The sequence below is a fragment of the Faecalibacterium sp. An121 genome, assembly GCF_002160915.1.
Classification (GTDB): Bacteria; Bacillota; Clostridia; order Oscillospirales; family Ruminococcaceae; genus Faecalibacterium; species Faecalibacterium avium.
In genome coordinates this window covers 1-20423 of the sequence record NZ_NFLM01000027.1, presented here as the reverse complement: position 1 = coordinate 20423, position 20423 = coordinate 1, and the positions used below count along the sequence as shown (strand labels likewise).

Here is a 20423-nt window from a genome sequence, read left to right as displayed (position 1 = left end):
CTTCTTTCTGGTATATCAAATTTTGGAATCTTTTGACATCTTACATAGAAAGAAGGCCCTTCCCATGCACCCATCCGCCCGCCTGCGCCGCATCCTGCCGGCGCTGCTTGCCCTGCTGGCCCTGCTGTCTTTCGCCCTGCCCCGGGCCCGCGCCGCCTCCCTGGAAAACCGCCACGGCATCCAGATGCTCGCCTTCGACGAGGACCAGATCCTCTCCATCGGCAACCAGGCTCCGGGCCAGTGCAGCCTGTACGCCTTGCGCTACGCCCGCACCGTCCTGGACGGGGCGGTCAGCTCGGGGGCCGGGATGTGGTCGAACGGGGCAGTCTGGTCGGCGGCGGGATACACCGGCTTTGCCGGGGATCTGGACGCCTGCCTGGACAAGCTTTACAGCGAGCTGAACGCCGGCCGCCCGGTGATCGTCCATCTGCAGAACACCACCGTCAACGGGGTGTCCAAGCATACCGAACGCACCTCCACCGAGGAATACCATCTGACCAGCGCCGGCTGGGATGTGGTGAACTATCCCCACATCTCCACCAGCGACACCTACGGCCACTGGGTCTGCGTGGTGGGTTTCGACCCGGCCGCCGACCCCGAAGGGCTGTCCGAGAGCGACTTCTTCGCCCTCGACCCCGCCCGGGTGTCCGCCAACGGCACCCTGGCTCTGACCCGGCTGCTGGACGGCACCCTCTGGACCGACAACAGCCCGCTGAAAGTGCTGGGGTGACCCCCGCCTTCTTCTACACACAAACGCCCCGCCGCCTGTGCATCGTGCACAAAGCGGCAGGGCTTTTTTGGTTCAGTATCCCCGCACCGAGAACCCCCGCGCCCAGGGGTCCGGCGGGATATCCCGGGACTGGATGCCGGTGATCTGGATATAGCCGCCGGCGGCGATCCGATCGAACATCTGGGCAAAGAGGGCGGGGTCCCCCTGGACCTCCAGGGTGACGGTGCCGTCGTCCTCGTTCTCCACCCAGCCGGTCAGGCCCAGCTGGCTGGCGGCGTACCGGGCGCGGTAGCGGAAACCCACTCCCTGCACCCGCCCCGACACCGTATAGCGGCGCCGGACCGTCCCTTCGGGCAGGGGCGGCGGGGTACGGTCTTTGTCTTTCAAAAAGTTGAACATATCACAGCTCCTGGTATGCGTCCATCAGGGCCGGGATGAACTGTTTTTTGCGGCTGATGACCCCCGGCAGCACCCAGCTGCCGTCGGCCTGGGGTTCCTGGTCGAAGGCGGCCCGCAGCATCTCGGGGCCGTGGCGGCCGGCGCAGATCACGACGCTCTCCTTGCGGGGCACCTCGGTGAGGAGCATATACAGATCCTCCACGTTCTGTTTGCGGCAGGCTTCCTCCAGATAGGGCTGCAGGAGAGACTGGGCCGCCAGGAGGTTGGAGTGGGTCATATAGCTGCCCTGAGCCACCCCAAACCGCAGGTCCCCGCACATGAACACCTTGAAGTCCTGCATAAAGACTTCTTCGGGGGTCTTGCCGTCCAGCCTTTCGCCGGCCTCGAACATCTCCGCGGCGAACTCCTCCACGTCCACCCCGGCGATGCCTGCCAGGCGGTAGGCGGTCTTTTCGTCCAGGGGGGTGCAGGTGGGGCTGCGGAACATCAGGGTATCCGAGAGGATGGCCGCCAGCATCAGCCCGGCGATCTTGGGCTGGATCTCCACCCCCTGCTCGTCGTACATCTGGGTGACGATGGTGGCGGTGCAGCCCACCGGCTGGTTGCGGAAATAGACCGGCCCGCTGGTCTCCAGGCTGCCGATGCGGTGGTGGTCGATGATCTCCAGGATCTCGGCCTGGTCAAAGCCCTCCACCGCCTGGGTGGCCTCGTTGTGGTCCACCAGGATGATCTGCCGCTTGCGCAGGTTGATGATGTTGCGCCGGCTGACCATGCCGCAATACTTGCCGTTCTCGTCCAGGATGGGGAAATAGCGGTGGCGGTACTTGGCCATCACGCGGGTCACGTCGGCCACTGGGGTCACCCGGGTGAACTTGAGGATGTTCTCGGTGGTCATATAGTAAGAGATGGGGGCGCACTGGCTGATCAGCTTGCCCGCCGCATAGGTGTCGAAGGGGACGGTCATGATGTTGACCCCCGTCTCCTGGGCGATCCGGCTGATGGTCTTGGCCACCTTGCTGTCGTTGCAGATGATCAGCAGCGAGGCCTCCTGCTCGATGGCGCACAGCTGGCTCTCGTAGCGGTTGGTCAGGATGACGATATCCCCCTTTTCCACCGCGTTCTCCAGCATCTCGGGGGTGGCGGTGCCGATGTGGATATTGCCCGCCGTGCAGATGGTGTCGGCGCTGCCCACCGCCATCTCGCCTCCCAGCGTCTCCAGGATGTTCTTGTAGGGGGTGTGGGTCTTGGACAGCACCTCGGTGTCAAACACGTCCATGTTGGCGGTGGCGATATCCTTGACGGTGATCACGCCCAGCAGGTCGTTGTCGGGGCTGACCACCGGCAGGGTGTCGATGTCCCTGTCCCGCATGATCTCCCAGGCCCGGCGCAGGCTGATGGAACCGTCCACGCCCTCCATCTCCCGGTAATCCACATCCCGCACCTTGGGGTTGACGTCGGTGCACATCCGGGGCGGCGTCACCCCGAACTTTTTCAGAACGAACTCGGTCTCCTGGTTCATCTTGCCGGCGCGGCGGGGCTCATAGACCAGGCTGCTGGTCTGGTTTTTCAGCTCCGCATACGCAATGGCCGAGCAGATCGAGTCGGTATCCGGGTTGCGGTGGCCGATCACCACCACTTTGTGCGCTTCTTTGGGCATTTCATCTACCTCCGCTTATGTATCATGCGCCTTCCCTCCTGCAAAGGGCGGGCGCTGTGCGTCCTTTTCTTTTCCCTATTGTAGCATATCCGCAGGCGGGGGTAAATAGCCGCCGGGGCCAAATTTGCCGGCCGGGCCGTCCGGCAGGCTGCACAAAAAAACGGCGGCAATTTTTACTTCCCGGTGCTATTGAAAGGTCAAATCGTTTGTGCTATAGTATGCCCTGTGGTATACAACACTCGACCGGCTCCCGTCCAGCGGGGGCCTTCTGTGTGGGACAGCGGTCCCGCGGGGAGGTAATCAAACAGCGCTCTATGACAGCAACTGCACAAACCAAACCTATCTTTACCCGCCGGCAGCTGGTGGCCCTGCTGCTGCCCCTGGTGGCAGAGCAGGCCCTCAGCGTCACCATTGGCCTGGCGGACACCCTGATGGTCTCCTCGGTGGGCGAGGCCGCCGTCTCAGGCGTCAGTCTGGTGGACACCTTCAACACCCTGATGATCCAGATCATGTCGGCCCTGGCCACCGGCGGCGCGGTGGTCACCAGCCAGTACATCGGCCACCGGGAACCCCAAAACGCCAAGGCCACCGCCGGCCAGATCATGCTGGTGATGCTGGCCTTCAGCTGCACGGTGGCCCTGGTGGTGCTGTTTGGGCGCCACCTGATCCTGCGGGCCATTTTCGGCGCCATCGAAGACGACGTGATGGCCTACGCCGAGACTTACTTTCTGATGTCGGCCCTGAGCTATCCCTTCATCGGGATGTACAACGCGGGGGCGGCCCTGTTCCGGGCCCAGGGCAACAGCAAGATCAGTATGCTGTCCAGCCTGGTGATGAACGTGCTGAACATCGGCGGCAACGCCATCTTTATCTATGGCTGCGGGATGGCGGTGTTCGGCGCGGCGCTGGCCACCCTGATCTCCCGGATCATCGCCTGCACGGCGGTGCTCTATCTGCTGCAGCGGCCGGACAGTATGCTGCGGGTGGAGAGCGCCCGGGCCCTGCGCCCCGACCGCAAGCTGATCCGGCGCATCCTGGTCATCGGCATCCCCAACGCCATCGAGAACGGGATGTTCCAGATCGGCAAGCTGGCGGTGTCCAGCCTGACCAGCACCCTGGGCACCGCGGCCATTGCGGCCAACGCGGTGGCCAACACCACCACCACCCTGCTGAACATCCCGGCCAACGCGGTGGGCATGGGCGCGCTGACCGTCCTGGGCCAGTGCCTGGGCGCCGGCGACAAGCGCCAGGCCAAGCGCTACGGCGGCCTGATGATGGCCCTGGCCTACGCCGGCGCCTGGGTCATGAACCTGACCGCCTTCTTCTTCGGCAACCGGTTCATGCTGCAGTTCTTCAACCTGTCGGCGGACTCCACGGCTCTGGCCCTGGAGGTGATGATGTGGTTCAACATCATCTCCCTGTTCATCTGGCCGTCCAGCTTCACCCTGCCCAACATCCTGCGCGCCGCCGGCGACGCCCGCTACACCATGGTGGTCAGCATCACCTCGATGTGGCTGTTCCGGGTGGCCCTGTGCTACCTGCTGGTGGGCCACTTCGGCGGCGGCCTGCTGGCCATCTGGACCGGTATGTTCGTGGACTGGGCCTTCCGCTCCCTGTTCTTCGCCATCCGCTTTTTCAGCGGCAAATGGATGGAGAACTCGGTCATCTGAGTTCCAGACAAAACGGCTCCTTTCTCCATATCCGCGGAGGAAGGAGCCGTTTTTTATTTTGCGCATAGCCCGGCCCGCCGGCGCTCAATCCCTGGCTTTGCGGCGCGCGCCGAGCGTCATGGCGCGCAGCCGGGCGGCGGTCTGCTGCATTTCCCCGGCCCGCCGCAGGATGGTCTGCGCCTTTTCCTGCTGGGCGGGGGTCAGATCCTCCTCGGCCAGCAGCTCGGCGCTGGCCAGCACCGCTGCCAGCGGGGTCTTGAGCTGGTGGGTCAGCCGGGTCAGCAGCTGGTCCCGGCGGCGGTCGGCCTCCCACTGGGCGGCCAGACTGGCGGCCAGTTCCTGCCGCAGCTCCTGCATGGTGGCCAGGGCCTGCTCGTATTCCCGCACCCGCGCTCCGCCGAAGGGCGGCCCCTCCAGATCCCGGGCCGCGATCCGGGCCGCAGCGGCGGCCAGCAAAGCCGCGTCCGCCCGCAGCAGCCGGCCGGTGCGCCGGGTGGTGAACAGGACGATGAGGGCCACCGTCCCCGCCCCGGCCAGCAGCCAGCAGATCTGGAAATCCGGCAGGGCCTCGTCCAGGGCCGGGTCGGTGTAGTGGACCGCATAGTCATACTGGAACCGATAGACGCTGCCGTCGGTCTGGGGGACTTCCAGCAGGCGCAGCCGATAGGGGCTGAACGGTCCCGCCTTGGACCTGCGCTCCCGGGCGGCTTCCAGGCGGCTGCCGGTGAGGTTGGTGGAAAGCGTCTGTCCCTCCGGGCCCAGCAGCAGATACCTGCACCCCGCCGGCAGACGGTCCGGAGGCAGCGTCCCGGCGGCCTCCACCGCGGTCTTTGCCTGGTAGGCCGTTTCGGCCATCTGGTTGGCAGGCTGGATCACCCCGGCCCGCATCAGAAAGCTCAGGCCGGTCCACCACAGCACTGCCGCCAGCAGGCACAGCCCGCCGGTCAGCACCAGATAGCCCGCCAGCACCCGCCGCAGGCTGGGCCGCTTTTTCACGGTTTCCATCGGTAGCCCACCCCCCACACCGTCTCGACCGGCTCACAGCCCGCCGCCCGGAACTTGGCCCGGATGTTTTTGATGTGTTCGGTCACGGCGCTGGAGTCGGCCTCCCGCTCAAAGCCGAAGGCTTCCTCATACAGCCGCTCCTTGCCGAACGTCTGCCCGGCATGGAGGGCCAGCACCCGGCACAGAGCGTATTCCCCTCTGGTCAGGCCGACAGGCCTGCCCTCCACCTCGGCGGTGCCCGCCGCCAGATCGAACGCCACCCCGCCCCGCACCAGCCGGTGGGACACAGGCCGCCGCTGCCGCCGCAGGTGAGCCGCCACACGGGCCCGCAGCTCGGCAATCCGGAAAGGCTTGGTCAGGTAATCATCCCCGCCGCTTCCCAGGGCCTCCAATACGTCAGCCTCCCCGTTGAGGGCGGTCAAAAACAGGATGGGCGCGTCGGTCATGGCGCGGATGCGGCGGCAGGCCGCAGGGCCGTCCTCCCCCGGCATCAGGAGATCCAGCAGGATCAGGTCGGCCCAGCGGCAGTGGACTTCCCCGATCCGGCTGCCGGAATCCAGGGTGCGCACAAAGTGCCCGTCCCGGCCCAGGGTCTCGGCGATGAGGGCCCGCAGGTCCCCGTCATCGTCCACCGCAAGGATATTGGCCATCTTTTCACCTCCCAAGGGCCATCACGGCGCAGGACAGCCCGTACAGAAAATAGACATGGGCGGGGTAAAACCAGTAGAACAGCTTTTTATGGCCGCTGCCCCTCCGTCCGTTGTACAGCAGCATCAGGGGTACGGCAAACACCTCCATCCACTGATAGTATACCAGCAGCTGTCCCCACGCTCCGGCCCGCAGCAGCGGCAGCAGGTCATTGCACAGCACCCAGGCCGCCCAGGCGGCTGCCTGGAGTTTCCGATGGCCCCGGAGTCCATACAGCAGCACACCGCCCAAAATGAAGGGCAAGCCGCCGTCGGTGCTGAACGCCCAGTTGGGCAGCACCGTCCAGCTGAGCAGGTAGACCGGCAGCCCGTTCCAGGGCAGCGCCTGCATCAGCCAGAGGGAAACCGCGGGCCACAGCACACCCACCCCGGCCAGCAGGGCCAGTCCCCTGGCCCAGCGGCGCCGGCGCAGCCAGTCCATCCCCTGCCACAGCAGACAGGACACGGTCAGATCCCGCAGGATGGCGTTCATGGGGTAAAAGCCGTCGGCCCGCCGGCCAAACAGCGCCAGCAAAAACTGTACAAGCCCCATCCCTGCCCCCATGGCCCACAGCCGGCCCAGGTAGGCCCTGCGGTCATGGGTGTGGGCAAAGCCCTCCGCAGCGCAGAACAGGAACAGCGGCGCGCTCAGCCGGCCCAGCATCGAGAACCAATCCGGCACGGCCCCGGTGAACAGAAAGAAATAGTGGATGTGATCCAGCACCATCAGCCCCAGGGCGATGGCTTTGAGGGCGGTCTCGGACAGGCCCTCCCTGCGCAAAGTGTTCTGATCCATAGCGTTTTCTCCTTTGGTTTGTTGCTGGCGCCAGTCTACCACCCAAATCAAAGGAATTTATAAGGAGCTATTTTTGATTGTTCCACGTGGAACATTTGCCAAAAAGCGCCGCCCCAGCTGCGGGCGGGCTGGGACGGCGCTGTATGCCGTTATGGGCCGAACAGGCCGGGCTGGAGGCGGACGTCCTGTTTGGGCACTTTGGCCCAGTCAAAACCGGGCAGCAGGCTCTGGGGGGTGCAGGGCGCCGGCTCGGGCTGGAGGCCATAGAGATAGGCCAGCTTGCCGACGATCTCCTCCGCCGTATAGCGGCCCCGCAGGTTTTCGAGGCTCTGGTCGCCGTCCCGCTTGGACAGGCGGCGGCCCTCCTGGTCCAGCAGCAGCGGACAGTGGGCAAAGGCCGGGGGCGTCAGGCCCAGCAGCCGGTACAGGTAGATCTGCCGGGCGGTGGAGGAAAGCAGGTCTGCCCCCCGCACCACCTCGGTGACCCCCATCCGGGCGTCATCCACCACCACCGCCAGCTGATAGGCAAACACACCGTCGGCCCGGCGCAGGTAAAAATCCCCGCAGCCGGTCAGCAGGTTTTCGCTGTGAGGCCCCATGCACAGGTCCTCGAAGGTGATCTCCTCGTCGGGCACCATCACCCGCCAGGCCGGAGCCTTGACGCGGCGCTTTTCGGCCACCTGTTCCGGGGTCAGGCCGCGGCAGGTGCCGGGATAGACCACATTCCCGTCCGAGGTATGGGGCGCGCTGGCGGCGTGCAGCTGGGCGCGGCTGCAAAAGCAGGGGTATACAAGACCCATGGCTTCCAGCTTCTGATAACTTTTTGTATAGATCTCCCCGCACTCGCTCTGGTAATAAGGGCCATGGGGGCCGCCATGGGAACCGCCCTCGTCCCACACAAGGCCCAGCCAGGCCAGATCTTCCTCCAGCTGATCGGCATAGGCGCGGGGACAGCGGGCAGCGTCCAGATCCTCGATCCGCAGCACGATGCGTCCGCCCCGGCTTTTGGCCGACAGCCAGGCCAGCAGGCTGCACGCCAGATTGCCCAGATGCAGCCTGCCGCTGGGGCTGGGGGCAAACCGCCCCGTCGGGCCGCTCACAGGCCCAGCTGCCACACCCCGTCGGCGGGCTGGCGGATGGAGGTATTGTAGAACCGGGCGCAGGCCCGGGCCATGGCCACCGCGTCGGTGCAGGCAGCCGTCTCCACCGCCGAGTGCATGGCCAGCTGGGCCAGGCCGATGTCCACCATGGGAATGGCGATCTGGTGGCCCAGCAGGTTGCCCAGGGTGGAGCCGCCCCGCAGGTCGGCCCGGTTGGCAAAGACCTGCACCTGCACGCCGGCCTGTTCACAGATGCGCTGGAACGCCGCGGCGGTCAGGCCGCTGGTGGTGTAGGTCTGGCTGGCGTTGTACTTGAGGATGACGCCGCAACCCATCCGCACCGGATTGCGGGGGTCGCTCTTTTCGGGGTGGTTGGGGTGGGTGGCATGGCCGTTGTCGGCGCTGAGCAGCAGGCTGTTGGCGCGGGCCATGACGCTCTCGGCCCGGGTGAGGCCCAAGGCCTCCTCGATGCGGTCCATGACATCGGCCATCAGGGTGCCCTGGGCGCCCTGCCGGGACGAGGAGCCTACCTCCTCGTTGTCGAACATACACCAGACATCGGCGCGGCCTTCCTCCCGGCCTTCCCCGGCCAAAAAGCCCTGCAGGGTGGTGTAGGCGCACTCCAGATCGTCGATGCGGCCGGACATGAACAGTTCCCCGCTCACGCCCACCCGCTGGGCCTTCTGCTGGACCCACAGCACCAGGTCATGGGCCAGGATATCCTGGGTCTCCACCCCGGCTTCCCGGGCCAGCAGATCCATCAGGCGGCCGTCCCCTTCCAGCCCGCAGATGGGCTGCAGGTCCACCTGGAAGTTCCAGGTCTTGCCGGCGTTGGCCTCCCGGTCAAAGTGGATGCACAGATTGGGGATGCACAGCAGAGCCTGCCGGGGAGCCACCAGGCGGCTCTCCACCCCGTCCCCGGTCCTGACCAGCAGACGGCCTGCCACGCCCAGAGGCCGGTCCAGCCAGGTGGAGGCGATCATACCGCCGTAGCCCTCGGTTTCCGCCTTCAGGTAGCCGCCCTCGGTGATGTCGGGCACCTTCAGCCGCCAGGTGGGGGAATCCCCGTGGCTGGCGGTCACATGCCAGCCGGTCAGGCGGCCCTTGGGCATCCGCCAGGCCAGCACCGCCGTGCCGTTGCGGGTGGTGTAATAGCGGCCCCCTGCCTCCAGCACCCAGGGCTGGCTTTCAGGGCACAGACGGTAGCCCGCCTGTTCCAGCAGGGCGCAGGCCGCCGCTGCCGAGTGGAAGGGGCTGACGCCCTCGTCCAAAAATGCAAACAGCCCTTCCATCAGGGCCTTTTCCTGTATCTGTTCCATCAAGGTCGGTTCCTCCCAAAAAGCAGAGATGAGGCGGCAGAGCCGCCCTCATTCATTAAGATGCATCGATTATAGCGCGTTTCACTGCCGGGGTCAACCCGCGAAAAAAGCCGCCCCCGTCCGGCGGGAGCGGCGATCCTTACCTATCGGCTGGACGGGACCCTTGACGGGACCTTTTGTGATCGGTTTCGTCCGCAGGCTTTTTACACAGGCGGTGAGAGGGCGGTCTTTTCCAGCACGGCATCCAGCTGGCGGCGCAGCTGTTCGGCGTCAAAGCCAAAGACCAGCTGCACCTCCCTGCCCTGACAGGTCAGGCCATCGGGGGACAGCTCGCGCAGAGCCTTTCGGTCCAGCAGGCCGGGGTCCTCCACCCACACACGCAGCCGGGTCAGGCAGTTGTCCACACGGGCGATGTTGCCCCGGCCCCCCAGAGCCGCCACCAGCGCATGGAAGGGAAAGCGATCCTCCGGCGCAGCGGGGGGCACCGCCGGGGCGGGCTGCTCCCGGCCGGGGGTGCGCAGGTCAAAGGTGCGGATCAGCAGAGTGAACACCACAAAATACACCGCGATCTGGGCGGCCGCCAGCAGGTACAGCAGCGGATAATGGGTGCTGGACGCCCCGGCAGACAAATTCATGGCGAAGGAGGACACCAAGCCCCCGGTGAAAGCGGTCACCCCGCACAAGTCCAGCAGCACCATGAACGCCCCGGCGATCACCCCGTGGGCCAGCCACAGCACCGGGGACAAAAAGCAGAACAGGAAATCCAGGGGTTCGGTGACCGAGGCCAGGGACGCGGTGAGCAGCAGCGGGGTCAGCATGGCCGCGGTGCGGCGCCGGTTCTCGGGGCGGGCGCAGAAAATGAAGGCCCCCACGATGCCGAAATACCCAAAGGTCTTGGTGAAGCCGATGTACATCCACCGGATGCCGTCGCTGAAGGGCAGGCCCAGGCTGTACTCCCCCATCATGACCGCGTAGGCGCCGGTGTAAACCTGGTTCCCCACCGTCAGGGTGCCGCCCAGGGATGTGAACTGGAACGGGATATAGATCAGGTGGTGCAGTCCGGTGGGGATGAGCACCCGCTCCAGAAAACCATAGAGGAACAGGCCCATCTCCCCTGCCGCGGCGATCCAGCCGGTGAGGCCGTCCACCGCCCGCTGGACGGGCGGCCAGACAAAGCAGGCGGCCAGCCCCAGGGCGGCCGACAGCCCCGCCATGCACAAAAAGCTCCACCGCACCCCGCCATAGATCCGCAGGGGGGCCGGGCGGAAGGTCTTGCCGCTGGTGCGGTTGTAGACCCACCCGGTGAGGAAGCCCAGCAGGATGCCGCCGGTCACCCCCATATCCACCGTCTGGATCCCCAGCACCACCGCCTGGCCGGTGCCGTACATCCCCAGGGCGGGGTCCGGGGCGGCCAGACGGCCCATCTGCTCGAGGGTGGTATGCCCCGCCGTCAGGAACACGAGATAGGACAGCAGGGCGATGATGGCGGCCTGCTGCTTTTCCTTCCGGGCCAGAAAGGCCGCGATGCCCACGCAGAACACCACGCTGAGATTCTGGATGATGGCCATCATCCCGTCGTAGGCCAGGCTGCCCGCCAGGGCCAAAGGCTCCCAGCGCAGGACGGGCGCCACCGATCCCAGCCCCGCCGAGGCCAGCAGGGCCCCCGCAGCCAGCACAAGGCCCGCCGCAGGCAGATACCCCAAAGCGGCCAGCATGGCGGTGGAAAACTGCTCCAGCGCGCGCACGATCCGTTCCTTCTGCTTCATGGGAGGCCCTCCTTTCCGGCTCGATCTGAGCCCATTATACCGGGGGCCAAAACCCTTGTCAATCGCCAACAAGTTGCATAAAGTGCAATATGTTTGCACTTTATATGCAAAGTTGACAACCGCGCCCCCGCACAGTATACTGATAATAGAAACCAGAAATCGATCAAAAGACGGCCGCCGCTCCCCGGCGCATGAAGGAGGTCTTTGTATGAAATATCACATCTGGTCCCGAGCCGGCGCAGCGGGATGCTGCGCGGCGCTCTGCCTTGTCCTGCTGCTGGGGGGCTGCGGCGGGCAGAAGGCGGCCACCAGCACAGCCGCCCCTTCCTCCCAGTCGCTGAGCCAGGCCCCCGCCTCCGAGGCGGTGCCCTCGGGGGAGGATGACACCCAGCCCGCCCCCACCACGCCGCAGGTGGACGACACCGAAAACAGCTGGAACGGCCTGTCCGACCCCACCAGCGCCTTTTCGGGCTGCCTGGGCTGGGGCCCCGGCACCGCGGGTTCTTCCCTCAAGTCGGCGGCTGCGGCGGCTTCCATGATGGAGTGGGCCGACGCCAACGGCCTGGCAAGCCGCAGCGGCAGCTCGGTACGGGACTGCCTGGCCGGCTGGTACGACGGTCTGGACACCTTTGACCAGGAGAACGTGGCCGAGTGCTGGCCCCTGATCCAGCAGTCGGCCCAGCGGATCCTGGACGACCCCGAAGGGGCCGCCGCCGAGCTGTCCGACGCCGGCGTCCAGGAAGTGCCCGCCTGCTCCCAGGAGGACTGGTCCGCTCTGGCAGGCGCCCTCAACGCCATCGTCCCCGAACCGATGCAGTAAACCAACACAAAAAACAGCCGCAGCCCTGTGCCGGACGCATGGGGCTGCGGCTTTTATAGTATCCGAAAGGCCGAAGGTCAGATCTTCTTCAGCACATAGGCGCGCTGGCCCAGGCCGATCTTTTCAGCCTGCTCCAGGGTGGCCTTCCACTCGATGTTGGGGTTGGAGTCCTTGAAGTTGTCGTGGTAGCAGTTCCAGCCGGGGCGGGCCAGGTTCTGGCCCAGCTGGCTGTTGGCGATGGGGGTGGCGGCCAGGCAGGCGTCGGCGCAGGCCTGATCCAGAGCCACCGGGTCAAAGGAGGCAAACATCCCGATATCCGGCAGGATGGGGGCGTCGTTTTCCCCGTGGCAGTCGCAGTTGGGGCTGATATCCTGCACCAGGCTGATGTGGAAGCAGGGGCGGCCGGCGCAGACCGCAGCGGCGTACTCGGCCATCTTGCGGTCCAGTTCCTCGTTGGCGCTGTTGTCGATGGAGTAGATGGCGTCAAAGCTGCAGGCCCCAATGCAGCGGCCGCAGCCCTTGCACAGGTCGTAGTCGATGACCGCCTTGTGCTCGCTGTCATAGTGGATGGCGTCCGAGCCGCACTCCTTGGCGCAGCGGCCGCAGCCGCGGCACAGTTCCCGCTGGACCGCAGGCGCGCCGGAGGAATGCTGTTCCATCTTGCCGGCCCGGCTGCCGCAGCCCATGCCGATGTTCTTGATGGCGCCGCCAAAGCCGGTGGACTCGTGGCCCTTGAAGTGGTTCAGGCTGATGAACACATCCGCGTCCATGATAGCCCGGCCGATCTTGGCGGTCTTGCAGTATTCGCCGTTGGGCACAGGCACTTCCACCTCGTCGGTGCCCCGCAGGCCGTCGCCGATCAAAATCTGGCAGCCGGTGGTCATGGGCCAGAAGCCGTTCAGCTGGGCGCAGGTGAGGTGCTCCAGGGCGTTTTTGCGGCTGCCCGGATAGAGGGTGTTGCAGTCGGTCAGGAAGGGCATACCCCCCTGCTCCTTGCACAGGTCGGCCACCACCTTGGCATAGTTGGGCCGCAGGAAGGCCAGGTTGCCCAGTTCCCCAAAGTGCATCTTGATGGCCACGAACCGGCCATCCATATTGATATTCTTGATGCCCGCGGCAATGCACAGGCGGCGCAGTTTTTCGGTCAGACTGGTGCCCACCTGGCACCGGAAATCGGTAAAGTATACAGCGGAACCTTCCATGGTTTTTCCTCCTTGGGGGCGGGACGGCAAAACCCGCCGGTTGTTTCTCTTTCCTAACAAAGTATACCACAAACCGTCCGGCTAGAAAAGACAAACCACGGCCCTCACAGCATCCCCCGCATGGCCCGGGCCTCGGCAGCCAGCCGGCGGCAGAGCGCGGCATCGGGCCCGCCCAAAGCGGCCCGGGCCTCCAGATAGCCCGCCAGGTCGGACAGGCGGTTGGCCGGTCCCCCCTGGGATCGCAGCGCCAATGCGCCGCCCTCCATGGCCCGCACCCGTTCTTCCAGCCGGGCCAGAGCCTCCTCCAGCCCCGGCGTCAGGCCGGACCCGCCTGTGTGTTTCATTGCAAGCCCTCCTTTCAGCGCACGCGCAAACAATGCGGGGGCCGGCCGTGTGGCCGACCCCCGCAGAGGGACCCTATCTTTCGTGACGCAAAAGTTCTTTTGTTTTGGTGCGATCAACAACAGAAGGAATATGGTTCTATTCCTCTTTGCCGCCACATCGGATGGGTGTTTTACCCGAGCGCCGGGGCTGTCTCTAAAACCCCTGCGCCCCTTACATCAAATACAGTATGGTGCTCTGTATTTGTTATAAGTAACTGGAATTAGCCATTGCCATTCGCAATCGGAGTAGCAGTCTGGGTGATGGTAAAGCCAATCACATAGGAAGAGAAGTTGCTGCCAGCGTTATCAACCTTCACTACGTCGATATTGCCAGTGTAATCGTACTTGTGCGAACCGTCATTGTCCTCAGAGGGCATACGGCCATTGTTCACCAGCTGAGAGAGGTACTGAGCAACACGCTTTGCCAGGCCAGTCTGGGTCAGGTCGCCGCGGATGACAACCAGGTCACCAACGGTAGTGGTGCTGGTGGTGTCATTCTTGAAGAAGTCCCAGTAGTAGGCGCCCGTACCATTCTTATATGCTCCATAGTTAGTAGTGGTAGGATCGGCAAATCCGTACGCACTACCATTTGCATATCCCCAACGGGTCAAGCTGTTGTTGACATTAACATCCATCAGGCTGCGGAAATCCTGAGCATCAACACCAATGACAAAGCCTGCTTCATCGTTCAGAATATTGCTGTCAAGCTTCTCTGCAATGCTGTTCAAAGCAGCGGTCAGCTTAGCATCGGAACCGAAGTGCACAGTGTTGTAAACGTTGCTTGCCAACTCTGCATTGACGCTGGTAGCAAAGCCGCTGGTGGTGGGCTCGCTGCTGGAAGCAGGGGGCTGCTCATTGCCAGTGCTGCCATTGCAGCCAGCCAGCATGCTGACGGCCATGATGCCGGCCAGCGCCAGAGAAGCAATCTTCTTGAGTTTCATAATGAATTTTTCCTCCTTATGGTGTATAAAAGATAGAGACCCAAAACAGGTTCAAAGGAAGGTCCTTTCCTTTGTGTGCCTATCATAACATACCCCCCCCGGTGTCAAGACCCAATTTCAAATTTTCCCATTTTTTCTTTATTTTCTTTAGTTCGTATGCTCTAACTTTGGGCGCAGGGGATCTGGAGGCAGCAAAAAAGCGCCCCGTCTGTCAGGGACAGACGGGGCGCTTTGGGGTGGATCGGTTTTGGATTTCACGCAAAGGCGGTGATGGCCGCCACGGCCAGGACGATGGCGCCGAGGGCGATGCGGTAAATGCCAAAGAACTTGAAATCGTGGCTCTTGACATAGGACATCAGGAAGCGGATCGCGGCCATACTCACCAGAAAGGCCGAAAGGCAGCCTGTCACCAGAATGGCCGTCTCGGTGGTGGTCATGGCCTGGCCGTCCAGCACGAACTGCACCACTTTCAGCAGCGAGGCGCCCGCCATCACCGGGATGGCCAGATAGAAGGTGAACTCGGCCACCGCCGCCCGGGACAGGCCCAGCAGCAGTCCGCCCACAATGGTGGCGCCGCTGCGGGATGTGCCCGGGATGACCGCCAGGGTCTGCCACAGGCCGATGATCAAAGCCTCCCGGTAACCGATCTGCTCCAGCTGGGATACCCGGGGGGATGCGCCGCGGTTCTCGACGACGATGAACAGGATGCCATACAAGATCAGCATGGCGGCCACCGTGATGTAATTGTAAAAATGTTCTTCCATCCAACCGTCCAGAGGGCTGATGAGCAGCACCGGCAGGGTGGCCGCCACCACCTTGAACCACAGGCTCCACACCGGCGGTTTGGAGATCACCCGTCCGTGCCGCAGCCCAAAGGGCCACAGCTTGCCCCAGAACAGCACCACCACCGCCAGGATGGCCCCCAGCTGGATCACCACCCGGAACATGGACATGAATTCCTCGCTGGCGTCAAAGCGGATGATCTGCTCGGCCAGGATCATATGCCCCGTGGACGAGATGGGCAGCCACTCGGTGACGCCCTCAATAATGCCCATCAACAGGGCTTTGATGATTTCGATCAGCATTCTTTTCCTCCGCGCCCTACAAAATTCTGCCCGCTTTCCAGGCGGGCCCGGTCTTTTTATTATAGCATACTATGCCGCCCAGCGCACGGTCAGACTGAAAAATTTTTCGCCGCCGGGCCTTTTGGGTTTGCATTGACGCCCCTTTGGAATCAGGATATAATAAGGGCGGGACTGGGGCTGCGGCCTCAGCCGATACCATTTGTAATGTATCGTCTTGTTTTTCTGTTCCGTATTACAAAAAAGGAGGGTGCGCCATGGAACAGCCCTTCGACCTTGCCCTTTCGGCGGCCACCCCCACCCCACGGGGGCGGGCTGTCCTGTGCGTGTGGGCGGCGCTGCCCGGCCTGATCGGGGCGCCCTTTGTGTTTTGGCAGGGCTTTGGATGGGGGTGCGTCTTTTGCGCCCTGTGGGCCCTGCTGGTGTTCGCGGTGTGGGTGCGGGCGTGCAGCTTTGTGGCTTCCCTGGACAGCCGTACCCTGACGCTGTATCTGGGGGTGGCCTTTCCGGTGGAGCGGGTGATCCCCCGGCGCAGCATCACTTCGGCCCTCATCTTCCGCACCCCCTTGCTGCGGCTGGCGGATGCCTGCGTGCTGGTCATCTTCACCCCGGGGATGTGGGCTTTGCTGCCCGGCATCCCGCTGGATGCGGCCGGAGCCTTTTCGGCGGCCCTGCTGGCCCGGGAGGACGCCCAATGACCGGCACCGGACCCCGGCGGTATCATCCCTTCTTTGCCCTCGGCTTTATGCGGCGCACCTTGCTGCTCTACCTGGTGCCTCTGGTACAGGTTTTGTTCGCCCGGGAATGGCAGGCCCTCTGGCGCGCCCTGGCCCAGGACCTGGCCTTGTTCTGCCTGCTGGCCCTGGTCAGTGCGGTGATGCTGCGGGCCTCCAGCTGGGAACTGGACGCCGCCGGGGTGCTGCACCTCCGCTGGGATCTGATTTTGTCCTTTGAGCGGCGGATCCAGAACAGCCAGCTGGCCGCCGTCCAGATCGAGCGGCCCATGCTCTATTGTCTGGCGGGAGCCAGCCGGGTGACCCTCTACCCCGCCCTGCTGCCCAAAGGCCAGGCCGTCACCCTCCATCTGACCCGGCGGGACGCCCGGATGCTGGCCGACCGGATGATGCCCGCCCCCCAGCAGGAGATCTATCATCCCGCCGGCGGCCAGCGTTTGGCCTTTGCACTGCTGGGCGCCAACAGCCTGTCCACCCTGCTTCTGGTGGCTCTGGCCCTGCGTCAGGGGGACAACGCCGCCGAGCAGATCGCCCTGGAGCAGATCAACCAGGCGGCGGCCTGGGCGGCCCGGTGGCTGCCGGCGGGCCTGGCCTGGGCGCTCACCGCATGGACCTTCCTCTTTGGGCTGAGCCTGGTGCGCAGCTTCAGCCATACCCTGTTCTACCGGGTGTGGCGGGGCGGCGGCGTGCTGGCCAGCCGGGGCGGACTGCTGGTGCGGGTGGAGCGCCGGTTCCGTCTGGACCGCCTCACCTGTGCCGAAGTGCGCCTGTCCCCCGGGGCGCGGCTGCTGCGCTGCTACCCGGTCTACCTCACCGCGGGATGCTGCAACATCGACGCGCCTTTGTTCGTTTACCGGGCCGGCCAGGAGGATCTGGTCCGGCGGCTTTTGCCCGGGTTCCAGATGCCGCCCCGGCAGCCCTTCTCGCTGGCCTGGCTGCGGGGACGCAGTCTGGTGTTCCTGGCGCCGGCGGGTGGGTGCCTCGGTTTTCTGATCCTGCTTCTTCTGGTGGCCTCCTGGGCGCTGCCTGCGGCACTGCCCCTGCTGGCTCTGCCTGCGGTGGTCTGCGCCTTCTGGCTGGTGTGCGAGATCGAGGGCCTGCTGCGGGAAGGGGCCTGGCCCACCGAAAAGCACCTCACCTTTTTGCGTCAGCGGCGGATGTCCATGCACTGCGTGTGCGTCTTTTCCCCCGCCACCGCCCTGCGGATCTCCCAGTCACCCTGGGGGGTGCTGCGGGGGCGGGCCACCCTGACCTTTGCTTATCCCGGCCGCCTGCGGGAACGGGTGCGCAGCATCCCGCTGTCCGACGCCCTGGCCTGCGCGGCCTTTTTGGAAAGGAATGACCTCTATGATAAAGACCATCCTGTTTGATCTGGACGGCACCCTGCTGAACACCATCGACGACCTGGCCGACGCGGCCAACTGGGTCTGTATGCAGCGGGGCTGGCCCACCTTCACCGTGGAACAATACAAGCACATGGTGGGCAACGGCATCCCCAAGCTGGTGGAGCGGTTCTCCCCCGAGGACTGCCGCACCCCCGCCCAGCTGGCCGAGACCCTCGCGCAATTTACTGCCCGCTACGACGCCCACAAGGAGGACAAGACCGCCCCCTATCCGGGCATCCCGCAGCTGCTGAAAGACCTCCGGGCGGAGGGCATCCGGAGCGCCGTCTTTTCCAACAAGGCGGACGCGCTGTGCGGCGGGATCATCGACCACTATTTTGCCCCCGGCTCTTTTGCGGCGGTGCGGGGCAGCCGGCCCGGTGTGCCGGTCAAGCCCGACCCCGCCGGCCTGTACAGCCTGATGGAGGAGCTGGGGGCGTCCAAAGCCTCCACCCTCTTTGTGGGGGACAGCAATGTGGACATCGCCACCGGCCACAACGCCGGCCTGCCCGCCCTGGGGGCGGTATGGGGGTTCCGGGGCGCCGAGGAGCTGACTGCCGCCGGCGCGGACGAGCTGGTGTACCAGCCCGCAGATATCCTGGCCTACATCCGCCGGGCCAACGGTTCCCGGCAGGGCTAAACCAGCGGTCGAGCTCTCCGAACTGATGGTCGGTTGCCTCCACCGGAAAACCGTGGTACCATACAGGCAAACATATCAAAGGAGTGCAGACCCTATGAGCAAACAGACATTCGGTGCCACTGTGGCGGCCCTGCGCAAGGAGCGTGGGATGACCCAGCTGGAGCTGGCCAATCAGATGGGAGTCACCGACAAAGCCGTCAGCAAGTGGGAGCGGGATCTCTCTTTCCCGGACGCTGCTGCCCTGCCCAAACTAGCCGAGATTCTGGGCGTTTCCGTCGATGAGCTGATTCAGGGCGGTCCGGCAGAGCCTGCTCCCGGGCAGGCCCCTGTTTCCGAAGCCGCGCGCCTCGTCCCTCTGATCCTGCGAGGGGTGGCTCTTGCCATGGGCGTGGCGGTGGTTGTCCTTTTCTCCTTGCGCCAGCTGGACGCAGAGGCCGCCGTCCCCATGCTGGGCCTGGGCCTCGCCTGCCTGGCAGCGGCGCAGCTGGGCCGGCAGGACTAAACCGTTCCGTCCAGCGGGAACAGCTTTTGTTCATAGTCCTTCACATAATAGCGGATGTTCGTCCGGCCTTTTTGCAGAATGGTATGGCCTTCCGCTTCCAGCCTGGCCTTTTGTGCCTGTACGCCTCCGGGATACTTGGGATTCAGTTCCCCGTTGGCTTTCAGAGTGCGCCAGTAGGGCGTCTCGTCCCCTTCCCGCTGGAAGCTGGCCCAGGCGGCAATGGACATAAAGATCCCTGCCGTGATGGGGTCGGTGAAGTCGGCGTGATTCTGTCGTGCCAGATACTCCCGCATACAGCCTACCGTGGTCAGCCGGCCCCATGGCACCCGCCTCATCAGGGCATCGTAGGCCAGAGGCGGGGCAAAAAACATTTTCTCGCCTCCGTACTTCCGGATGGTGGCTGGGTCGGTGACGGTCTGGATCTTGGGCATACCGTTTTCTTTGTGCAGCATGGCATTGAAGTCTTTCTTTTCTTCATTGGCCATTGGGGATCACCTCCTGTCCAAAGTATAGCTTATCTCCTTTGCCGGTGCAATGAGACGGTTTGCATTTTTTAAAACAAAAAGCCCCGGCCAATGGCCGGGACCCGGGTTCACGCCGCCCTGTTCGATTCCTCGTACGGCTTGCATAAAAAGTCCCATCCAGCTGACATGTGCGGATGGACGGGACACATACAGGGAAATTTGGCGTTGAGAGTGTGCGAGCCGCTTTGCGGCGAGTGCGCGGTTCAGCGCCAAATTTTGTCCCCAGGGGGATACCAGGGGGAAGGAATTTCTGTCCCGCGACTGCGGGCAGAAATGGGTTCCCCCTGGAGCGTGTCGTTTTTCGACACACTGAAAAAATCCCTCAGCCTAAGCTGAGGGATTTTTTGTATGACCCGTACGGGAATCGAACCCATGTTACAGCCGTGAAAGGGCCGTGTCTTAACCGCTTGACCAACGGGCCTTAGAAACACAGAGCTTCGCTAAAATCTCCGACATCCTCGCCCACTATTGCAGGCGACGTCCCCCTTATTTTAGCGAAACTCTGTGAGTGGTAGCGGTAACTGGATTTGAACCGGTGACACTTCGGGTATGAACCGAATGCTCTAGCCAACTGAGCTATACCGCCTTATTTACCTCGGCTCCTTGCAGAGCGCTTTATTATTATATTCAATTCTTCGCAATTTGTCAACAGGTATTTTGAAAAAATTACACCCTTTTTTCTCCTTTTCCCCTTTTTGCCGGCACAGCGCAAAAAACCGCCCCGGCCAAGTTGAGACGGTCCAGACTGTCAAAAAAGTCCTGTCCAGCCGACATGTGCGGATGGACAGGACACATACAGGACAGCGAAGCTGAGCTGCTGCCTGCGGCAGAAACAAGCGAAGCGGAGCTGGGGCCGCCGTCCAAATTTACGAGCGCGCTGCGACGCGCGATGGAAATTTGGGCAACGGCAACCTTTAGCGCTGAGAGTGTGCGAGGCCGCAAGGCCGAGTGCGCGGTTCAGCGCTCAATTTTGTCCCCAGGGACTGCGAAGCTGAGGCGCGTCCTGCGGACGAAACAGCCGAAGCGGAGCAGGGGCAGCGGTCTGCCTTTTGCAAGCCCGCTGCGACGGGCGCAGCAAAAGCAGG

20 protein-coding genes and 2 tRNA genes are annotated in these 20423 nt (G+C 64.0%); 7 read left to right on the top strand and 15 right to left on the bottom strand.

What is annotated here, in order from left to right:
* Nucleotides 1-64 precede the first annotated feature (64 nt).
* The gene (locus B5E66_RS11600) at nt 65-730 is read left to right on the top strand and encodes a hypothetical protein (RefSeq protein ID WP_087233250.1); all 666 of its coding nucleotides are present in this window, start codon (nt 65-67) and stop codon (nt 728-730) included.
* Nucleotides 731-802: 72 nt separating this feature from the next.
* On the opposite strand, the gene B5E66_RS11595 is transcribed toward B5E66_RS11600, so the two are convergent.
* Entirely contained in the window at nt 803-1129 is a 327-nt protein-coding gene (locus B5E66_RS11595; protein WP_087233247.1) for an acylphosphatase, read from the bottom strand.
* Between the two features lies 1 nt (nt 1130).
* Complete coding sequence (locus B5E66_RS11590; RefSeq protein WP_087233244.1) at nt 1131-2786, bottom strand: putative manganese-dependent inorganic diphosphatase; 1656 nt, start codon at nt 2784-2786, stop codon at nt 1131-1133.
* Between the two features lie 314 nt (nt 2787-3100).
* Here B5E66_RS11590 and B5E66_RS11585 point away from each other — a divergent pair, with 314 nt between their 5' ends.
* Nucleotides 3101-4456, top strand: coding sequence for an MATE family efflux transporter (locus B5E66_RS11585; RefSeq protein ID WP_087233241.1), 1356 nt, complete (start codon nt 3101-3103; stop codon nt 4454-4456).
* Between the two features lie 84 nt (nt 4457-4540).
* On the opposite strand, the gene B5E66_RS11580 is transcribed toward B5E66_RS11585, so the two are convergent.
* The 6 genes from B5E66_RS11580 to B5E66_RS11555 all read right to left on the bottom strand — a co-directional run bounded on the left by B5E66_RS11580 (nt 4541) and on the right by B5E66_RS11555 (nt 11128).
* Nucleotides 4541-5461 (bottom strand): histidine kinase dimerization/phospho-acceptor domain-containing protein, encoded by a 921-nt coding sequence (locus B5E66_RS11580; protein ID WP_087233238.1) that lies wholly within the window; start codon nt 5459-5461, stop codon nt 4541-4543.
* On the bottom strand, nt 5449-6111 hold the full coding sequence (locus tag B5E66_RS11575; RefSeq protein ID WP_087233235.1) for a response regulator transcription factor: 663 nt from the start codon (nt 6109-6111) through the stop codon (nt 5449-5451). Before B5E66_RS11575 ends, B5E66_RS11580 begins: the two co-directional genes overlap by 13 nt.
* A 4-nt stretch (nt 6112-6115) precedes the next feature.
* The gene (locus B5E66_RS11570; RefSeq protein ID WP_087233231.1) at nt 6116-6943 is read right to left on the bottom strand and encodes a TraX family protein; all 828 of its coding nucleotides are present in this window, start codon (nt 6941-6943) and stop codon (nt 6116-6118) included.
* Nucleotides 6944-7092: 149 nt separating this feature from the next.
* Nucleotides 7093-8043 (bottom strand): tRNA glutamyl-Q(34) synthetase GluQRS, encoded by a 951-nt coding sequence (gluQRS, locus tag B5E66_RS11565; protein WP_087233227.1) that lies wholly within the window; start codon nt 8041-8043, stop codon nt 7093-7095.
* On the bottom strand, nt 8040-9362 hold the full coding sequence (locus B5E66_RS11560; protein ID WP_242958173.1) for a M18 family aminopeptidase: 1323 nt from the start codon (nt 9360-9362) through the stop codon (nt 8040-8042). The genes gluQRS and B5E66_RS11560 overlap by 4 nt, the downstream gene beginning before the upstream one ends.
* A 203-nt stretch (nt 9363-9565) precedes the next feature.
* Complete coding sequence (locus tag B5E66_RS11555) at nt 9566-11128, bottom strand: PTS transporter subunit EIIC (protein WP_087233224.1); 1563 nt, start codon at nt 11126-11128, stop codon at nt 9566-9568.
* 208 nt (nt 11129-11336) lie between these two features.
* Between B5E66_RS11555 and B5E66_RS11550 the strand changes: the two genes are divergently transcribed.
* Entirely contained in the window at nt 11337-11948 is a 612-nt protein-coding gene (locus tag B5E66_RS11550; protein ID WP_087233221.1) for a hypothetical protein, read from the top strand.
* A gap of 77 nt (nt 11949-12025) precedes the next feature.
* Here the strand turns inward: B5E66_RS11550 and B5E66_RS11545 are convergent, their stop codons facing one another.
* The 4 genes from B5E66_RS11545 to B5E66_RS11530 form a co-directional block, all read right to left on the bottom strand.
* A complete protein-coding gene (locus B5E66_RS11545; protein WP_087233218.1) occupies nt 12026-13150 on the bottom strand; it encodes a DUF362 domain-containing protein in 1125 nt (374 codons plus the stop codon).
* A gap of 104 nt (nt 13151-13254) precedes the next feature.
* Nucleotides 13255-13494 (bottom strand): hypothetical protein, encoded by a 240-nt coding sequence (locus tag B5E66_RS11540; RefSeq protein ID WP_087233215.1) that lies wholly within the window; start codon nt 13492-13494, stop codon nt 13255-13257.
* A 260-nt stretch (nt 13495-13754) separates the two neighbouring features.
* Entirely contained in the window at nt 13755-14474 is a 720-nt protein-coding gene (locus B5E66_RS11535; protein WP_087233212.1) for a hypothetical protein, read from the bottom strand.
* Between the two features lie 254 nt (nt 14475-14728).
* The gene (locus tag B5E66_RS11530) at nt 14729-15559 is read right to left on the bottom strand and encodes an undecaprenyl-diphosphate phosphatase (RefSeq protein ID WP_206393095.1); all 831 of its coding nucleotides are present in this window, start codon (nt 15557-15559) and stop codon (nt 14729-14731) included.
* Nucleotides 15560-15813: 254 nt separating this feature from the next.
* Between B5E66_RS11530 and B5E66_RS11525 the strand changes: the two genes are divergently transcribed.
* From B5E66_RS11525 to B5E66_RS11510, 4 genes are all read left to right on the top strand, one after another.
* Nucleotides 15814-16254 carry a hypothetical protein gene (locus B5E66_RS11525; protein WP_087233209.1) on the top strand — a complete coding sequence of 147 codons (441 nt, stop codon included), beginning with the start codon at nt 15814-15816 and terminating at the stop codon, nt 16252-16254.
* Nucleotides 16251-17660, top strand: a complete 1410-nt coding sequence (locus B5E66_RS11520; RefSeq protein ID WP_087233206.1) for a hypothetical protein — start codon at nt 16251-16253, stop codon at nt 17658-17660. The genes B5E66_RS11525 and B5E66_RS11520 overlap by 4 nt, the downstream gene beginning before the upstream one ends.
* Nucleotides 17638-18312 (top strand): HAD family hydrolase, encoded by a 675-nt coding sequence (locus tag B5E66_RS11515; RefSeq protein ID WP_087233203.1) that lies wholly within the window; start codon nt 17638-17640, stop codon nt 18310-18312. The genes B5E66_RS11520 and B5E66_RS11515 overlap by 23 nt, the downstream gene beginning before the upstream one ends.
* Before the next feature lie 94 nt (nt 18313-18406).
* Complete coding sequence (locus B5E66_RS11510) at nt 18407-18814, top strand: helix-turn-helix domain-containing protein (protein ID WP_087233200.1); 408 nt, start codon at nt 18407-18409, stop codon at nt 18812-18814.
* On the opposite strand, the gene B5E66_RS11505 is transcribed toward B5E66_RS11510, so the two are convergent.
* From B5E66_RS11505 to B5E66_RS11495, 3 genes are all read right to left on the bottom strand, one after another.
* On the bottom strand, nt 18811-19299 hold the full coding sequence (locus B5E66_RS11505) for an MGMT family protein (protein WP_087233197.1): 489 nt from the start codon (nt 19297-19299) through the stop codon (nt 18811-18813). The two genes, B5E66_RS11510 and B5E66_RS11505, sit on opposite strands and share 4 nt — an antisense overlap.
* Before the next feature lie 388 nt (nt 19300-19687).
* Nucleotides 19688-19759: transfer RNA gene (locus B5E66_RS11500), tRNA-Glu, on the bottom strand.
* Nucleotides 19760-19847: 88 nt separating this feature from the next.
* Nucleotides 19848-19924, bottom strand: a tRNA-Met gene (locus B5E66_RS11495).
* Nucleotides 19925-20423 lie beyond the last annotated feature (499 nt).

Excerpts from the sequence above, each read along its gene's own strand:
- B5E66_RS11600 (WP_087233250.1), top strand. The coding sequence starts at position 65 with ATGCACCCATCCGCCCGCCTGCGCCGCATCCTGCCGGCGCTGCTTGCC.
- B5E66_RS11595 (WP_087233247.1), bottom strand. The coding sequence starts at position 1,129 with ATGTTCAACTTTTTGAAAGACAAAGACCGTACCCCGCCGCCCCTGCCC.
- B5E66_RS11590 (WP_087233244.1), bottom strand. The coding sequence starts at position 2,786 with ATGCCCAAAGAAGCGCACAAAGTGGTGGTGATCGGCCACCGCAACCCG.
- B5E66_RS11585 (WP_087233241.1), top strand. The coding sequence starts at position 3,101 with ATGACAGCAACTGCACAAACCAAACCTATCTTTACCCGCCGGCAGCTG.
- B5E66_RS11580 (WP_087233238.1), bottom strand. The coding sequence starts at position 5,461 with ATGGAAACCGTGAAAAAGCGGCCCAGCCTGCGGCGGGTGCTGGCGGGC.
- B5E66_RS11575 (WP_087233235.1), bottom strand. The coding sequence starts at position 6,111 with ATGGCCAATATCCTTGCGGTGGACGATGACGGGGACCTGCGGGCCCTC.
- B5E66_RS11570 (WP_087233231.1), bottom strand. The coding sequence starts at position 6,943 with ATGGATCAGAACACTTTGCGCAGGGAGGGCCTGTCCGAGACCGCCCTC.
- B5E66_RS11560 (WP_242958173.1), bottom strand. The coding sequence starts at position 9,362 with ATGGAACAGATACAGGAAAAGGCCCTGATGGAAGGGCTGTTTGCATTT.
- B5E66_RS11555 (WP_087233224.1), bottom strand. The coding sequence starts at position 11,128 with ATGAAGCAGAAGGAACGGATCGTGCGCGCGCTGGAGCAGTTTTCCACC.
- B5E66_RS11550 (WP_087233221.1), top strand. The coding sequence starts at position 11,337 with ATGAAATATCACATCTGGTCCCGAGCCGGCGCAGCGGGATGCTGCGCG.
- B5E66_RS11545 (WP_087233218.1), bottom strand. The coding sequence starts at position 13,150 with ATGGAAGGTTCCGCTGTATACTTTACCGATTTCCGGTGCCAGGTGGGC.
- B5E66_RS11540 (WP_087233215.1), bottom strand. The coding sequence starts at position 13,494 with ATGAAACACACAGGCGGGTCCGGCCTGACGCCGGGGCTGGAGGAGGCT.
- B5E66_RS11535 (WP_087233212.1), bottom strand. The coding sequence starts at position 14,474 with ATGAAACTCAAGAAGATTGCTTCTCTGGCGCTGGCCGGCATCATGGCC.
- B5E66_RS11530 (WP_206393095.1), bottom strand. The coding sequence starts at position 15,559 with ATGCTGATCGAAATCATCAAAGCCCTGTTGATGGGCATTATTGAGGGC.
- B5E66_RS11525 (WP_087233209.1), top strand. The coding sequence starts at position 15,814 with ATGGAACAGCCCTTCGACCTTGCCCTTTCGGCGGCCACCCCCACCCCA.
- B5E66_RS11520 (WP_087233206.1), top strand. The coding sequence starts at position 16,251 with ATGACCGGCACCGGACCCCGGCGGTATCATCCCTTCTTTGCCCTCGGC.
- B5E66_RS11515 (WP_087233203.1), top strand. The coding sequence starts at position 17,638 with ATGATAAAGACCATCCTGTTTGATCTGGACGGCACCCTGCTGAACACC.
- B5E66_RS11510 (WP_087233200.1), top strand. The coding sequence starts at position 18,407 with ATGAGCAAACAGACATTCGGTGCCACTGTGGCGGCCCTGCGCAAGGAG.
- B5E66_RS11505 (WP_087233197.1), bottom strand. The coding sequence starts at position 19,299 with ATGGCCAATGAAGAAAAGAAAGACTTCAATGCCATGCTGCACAAAGAA.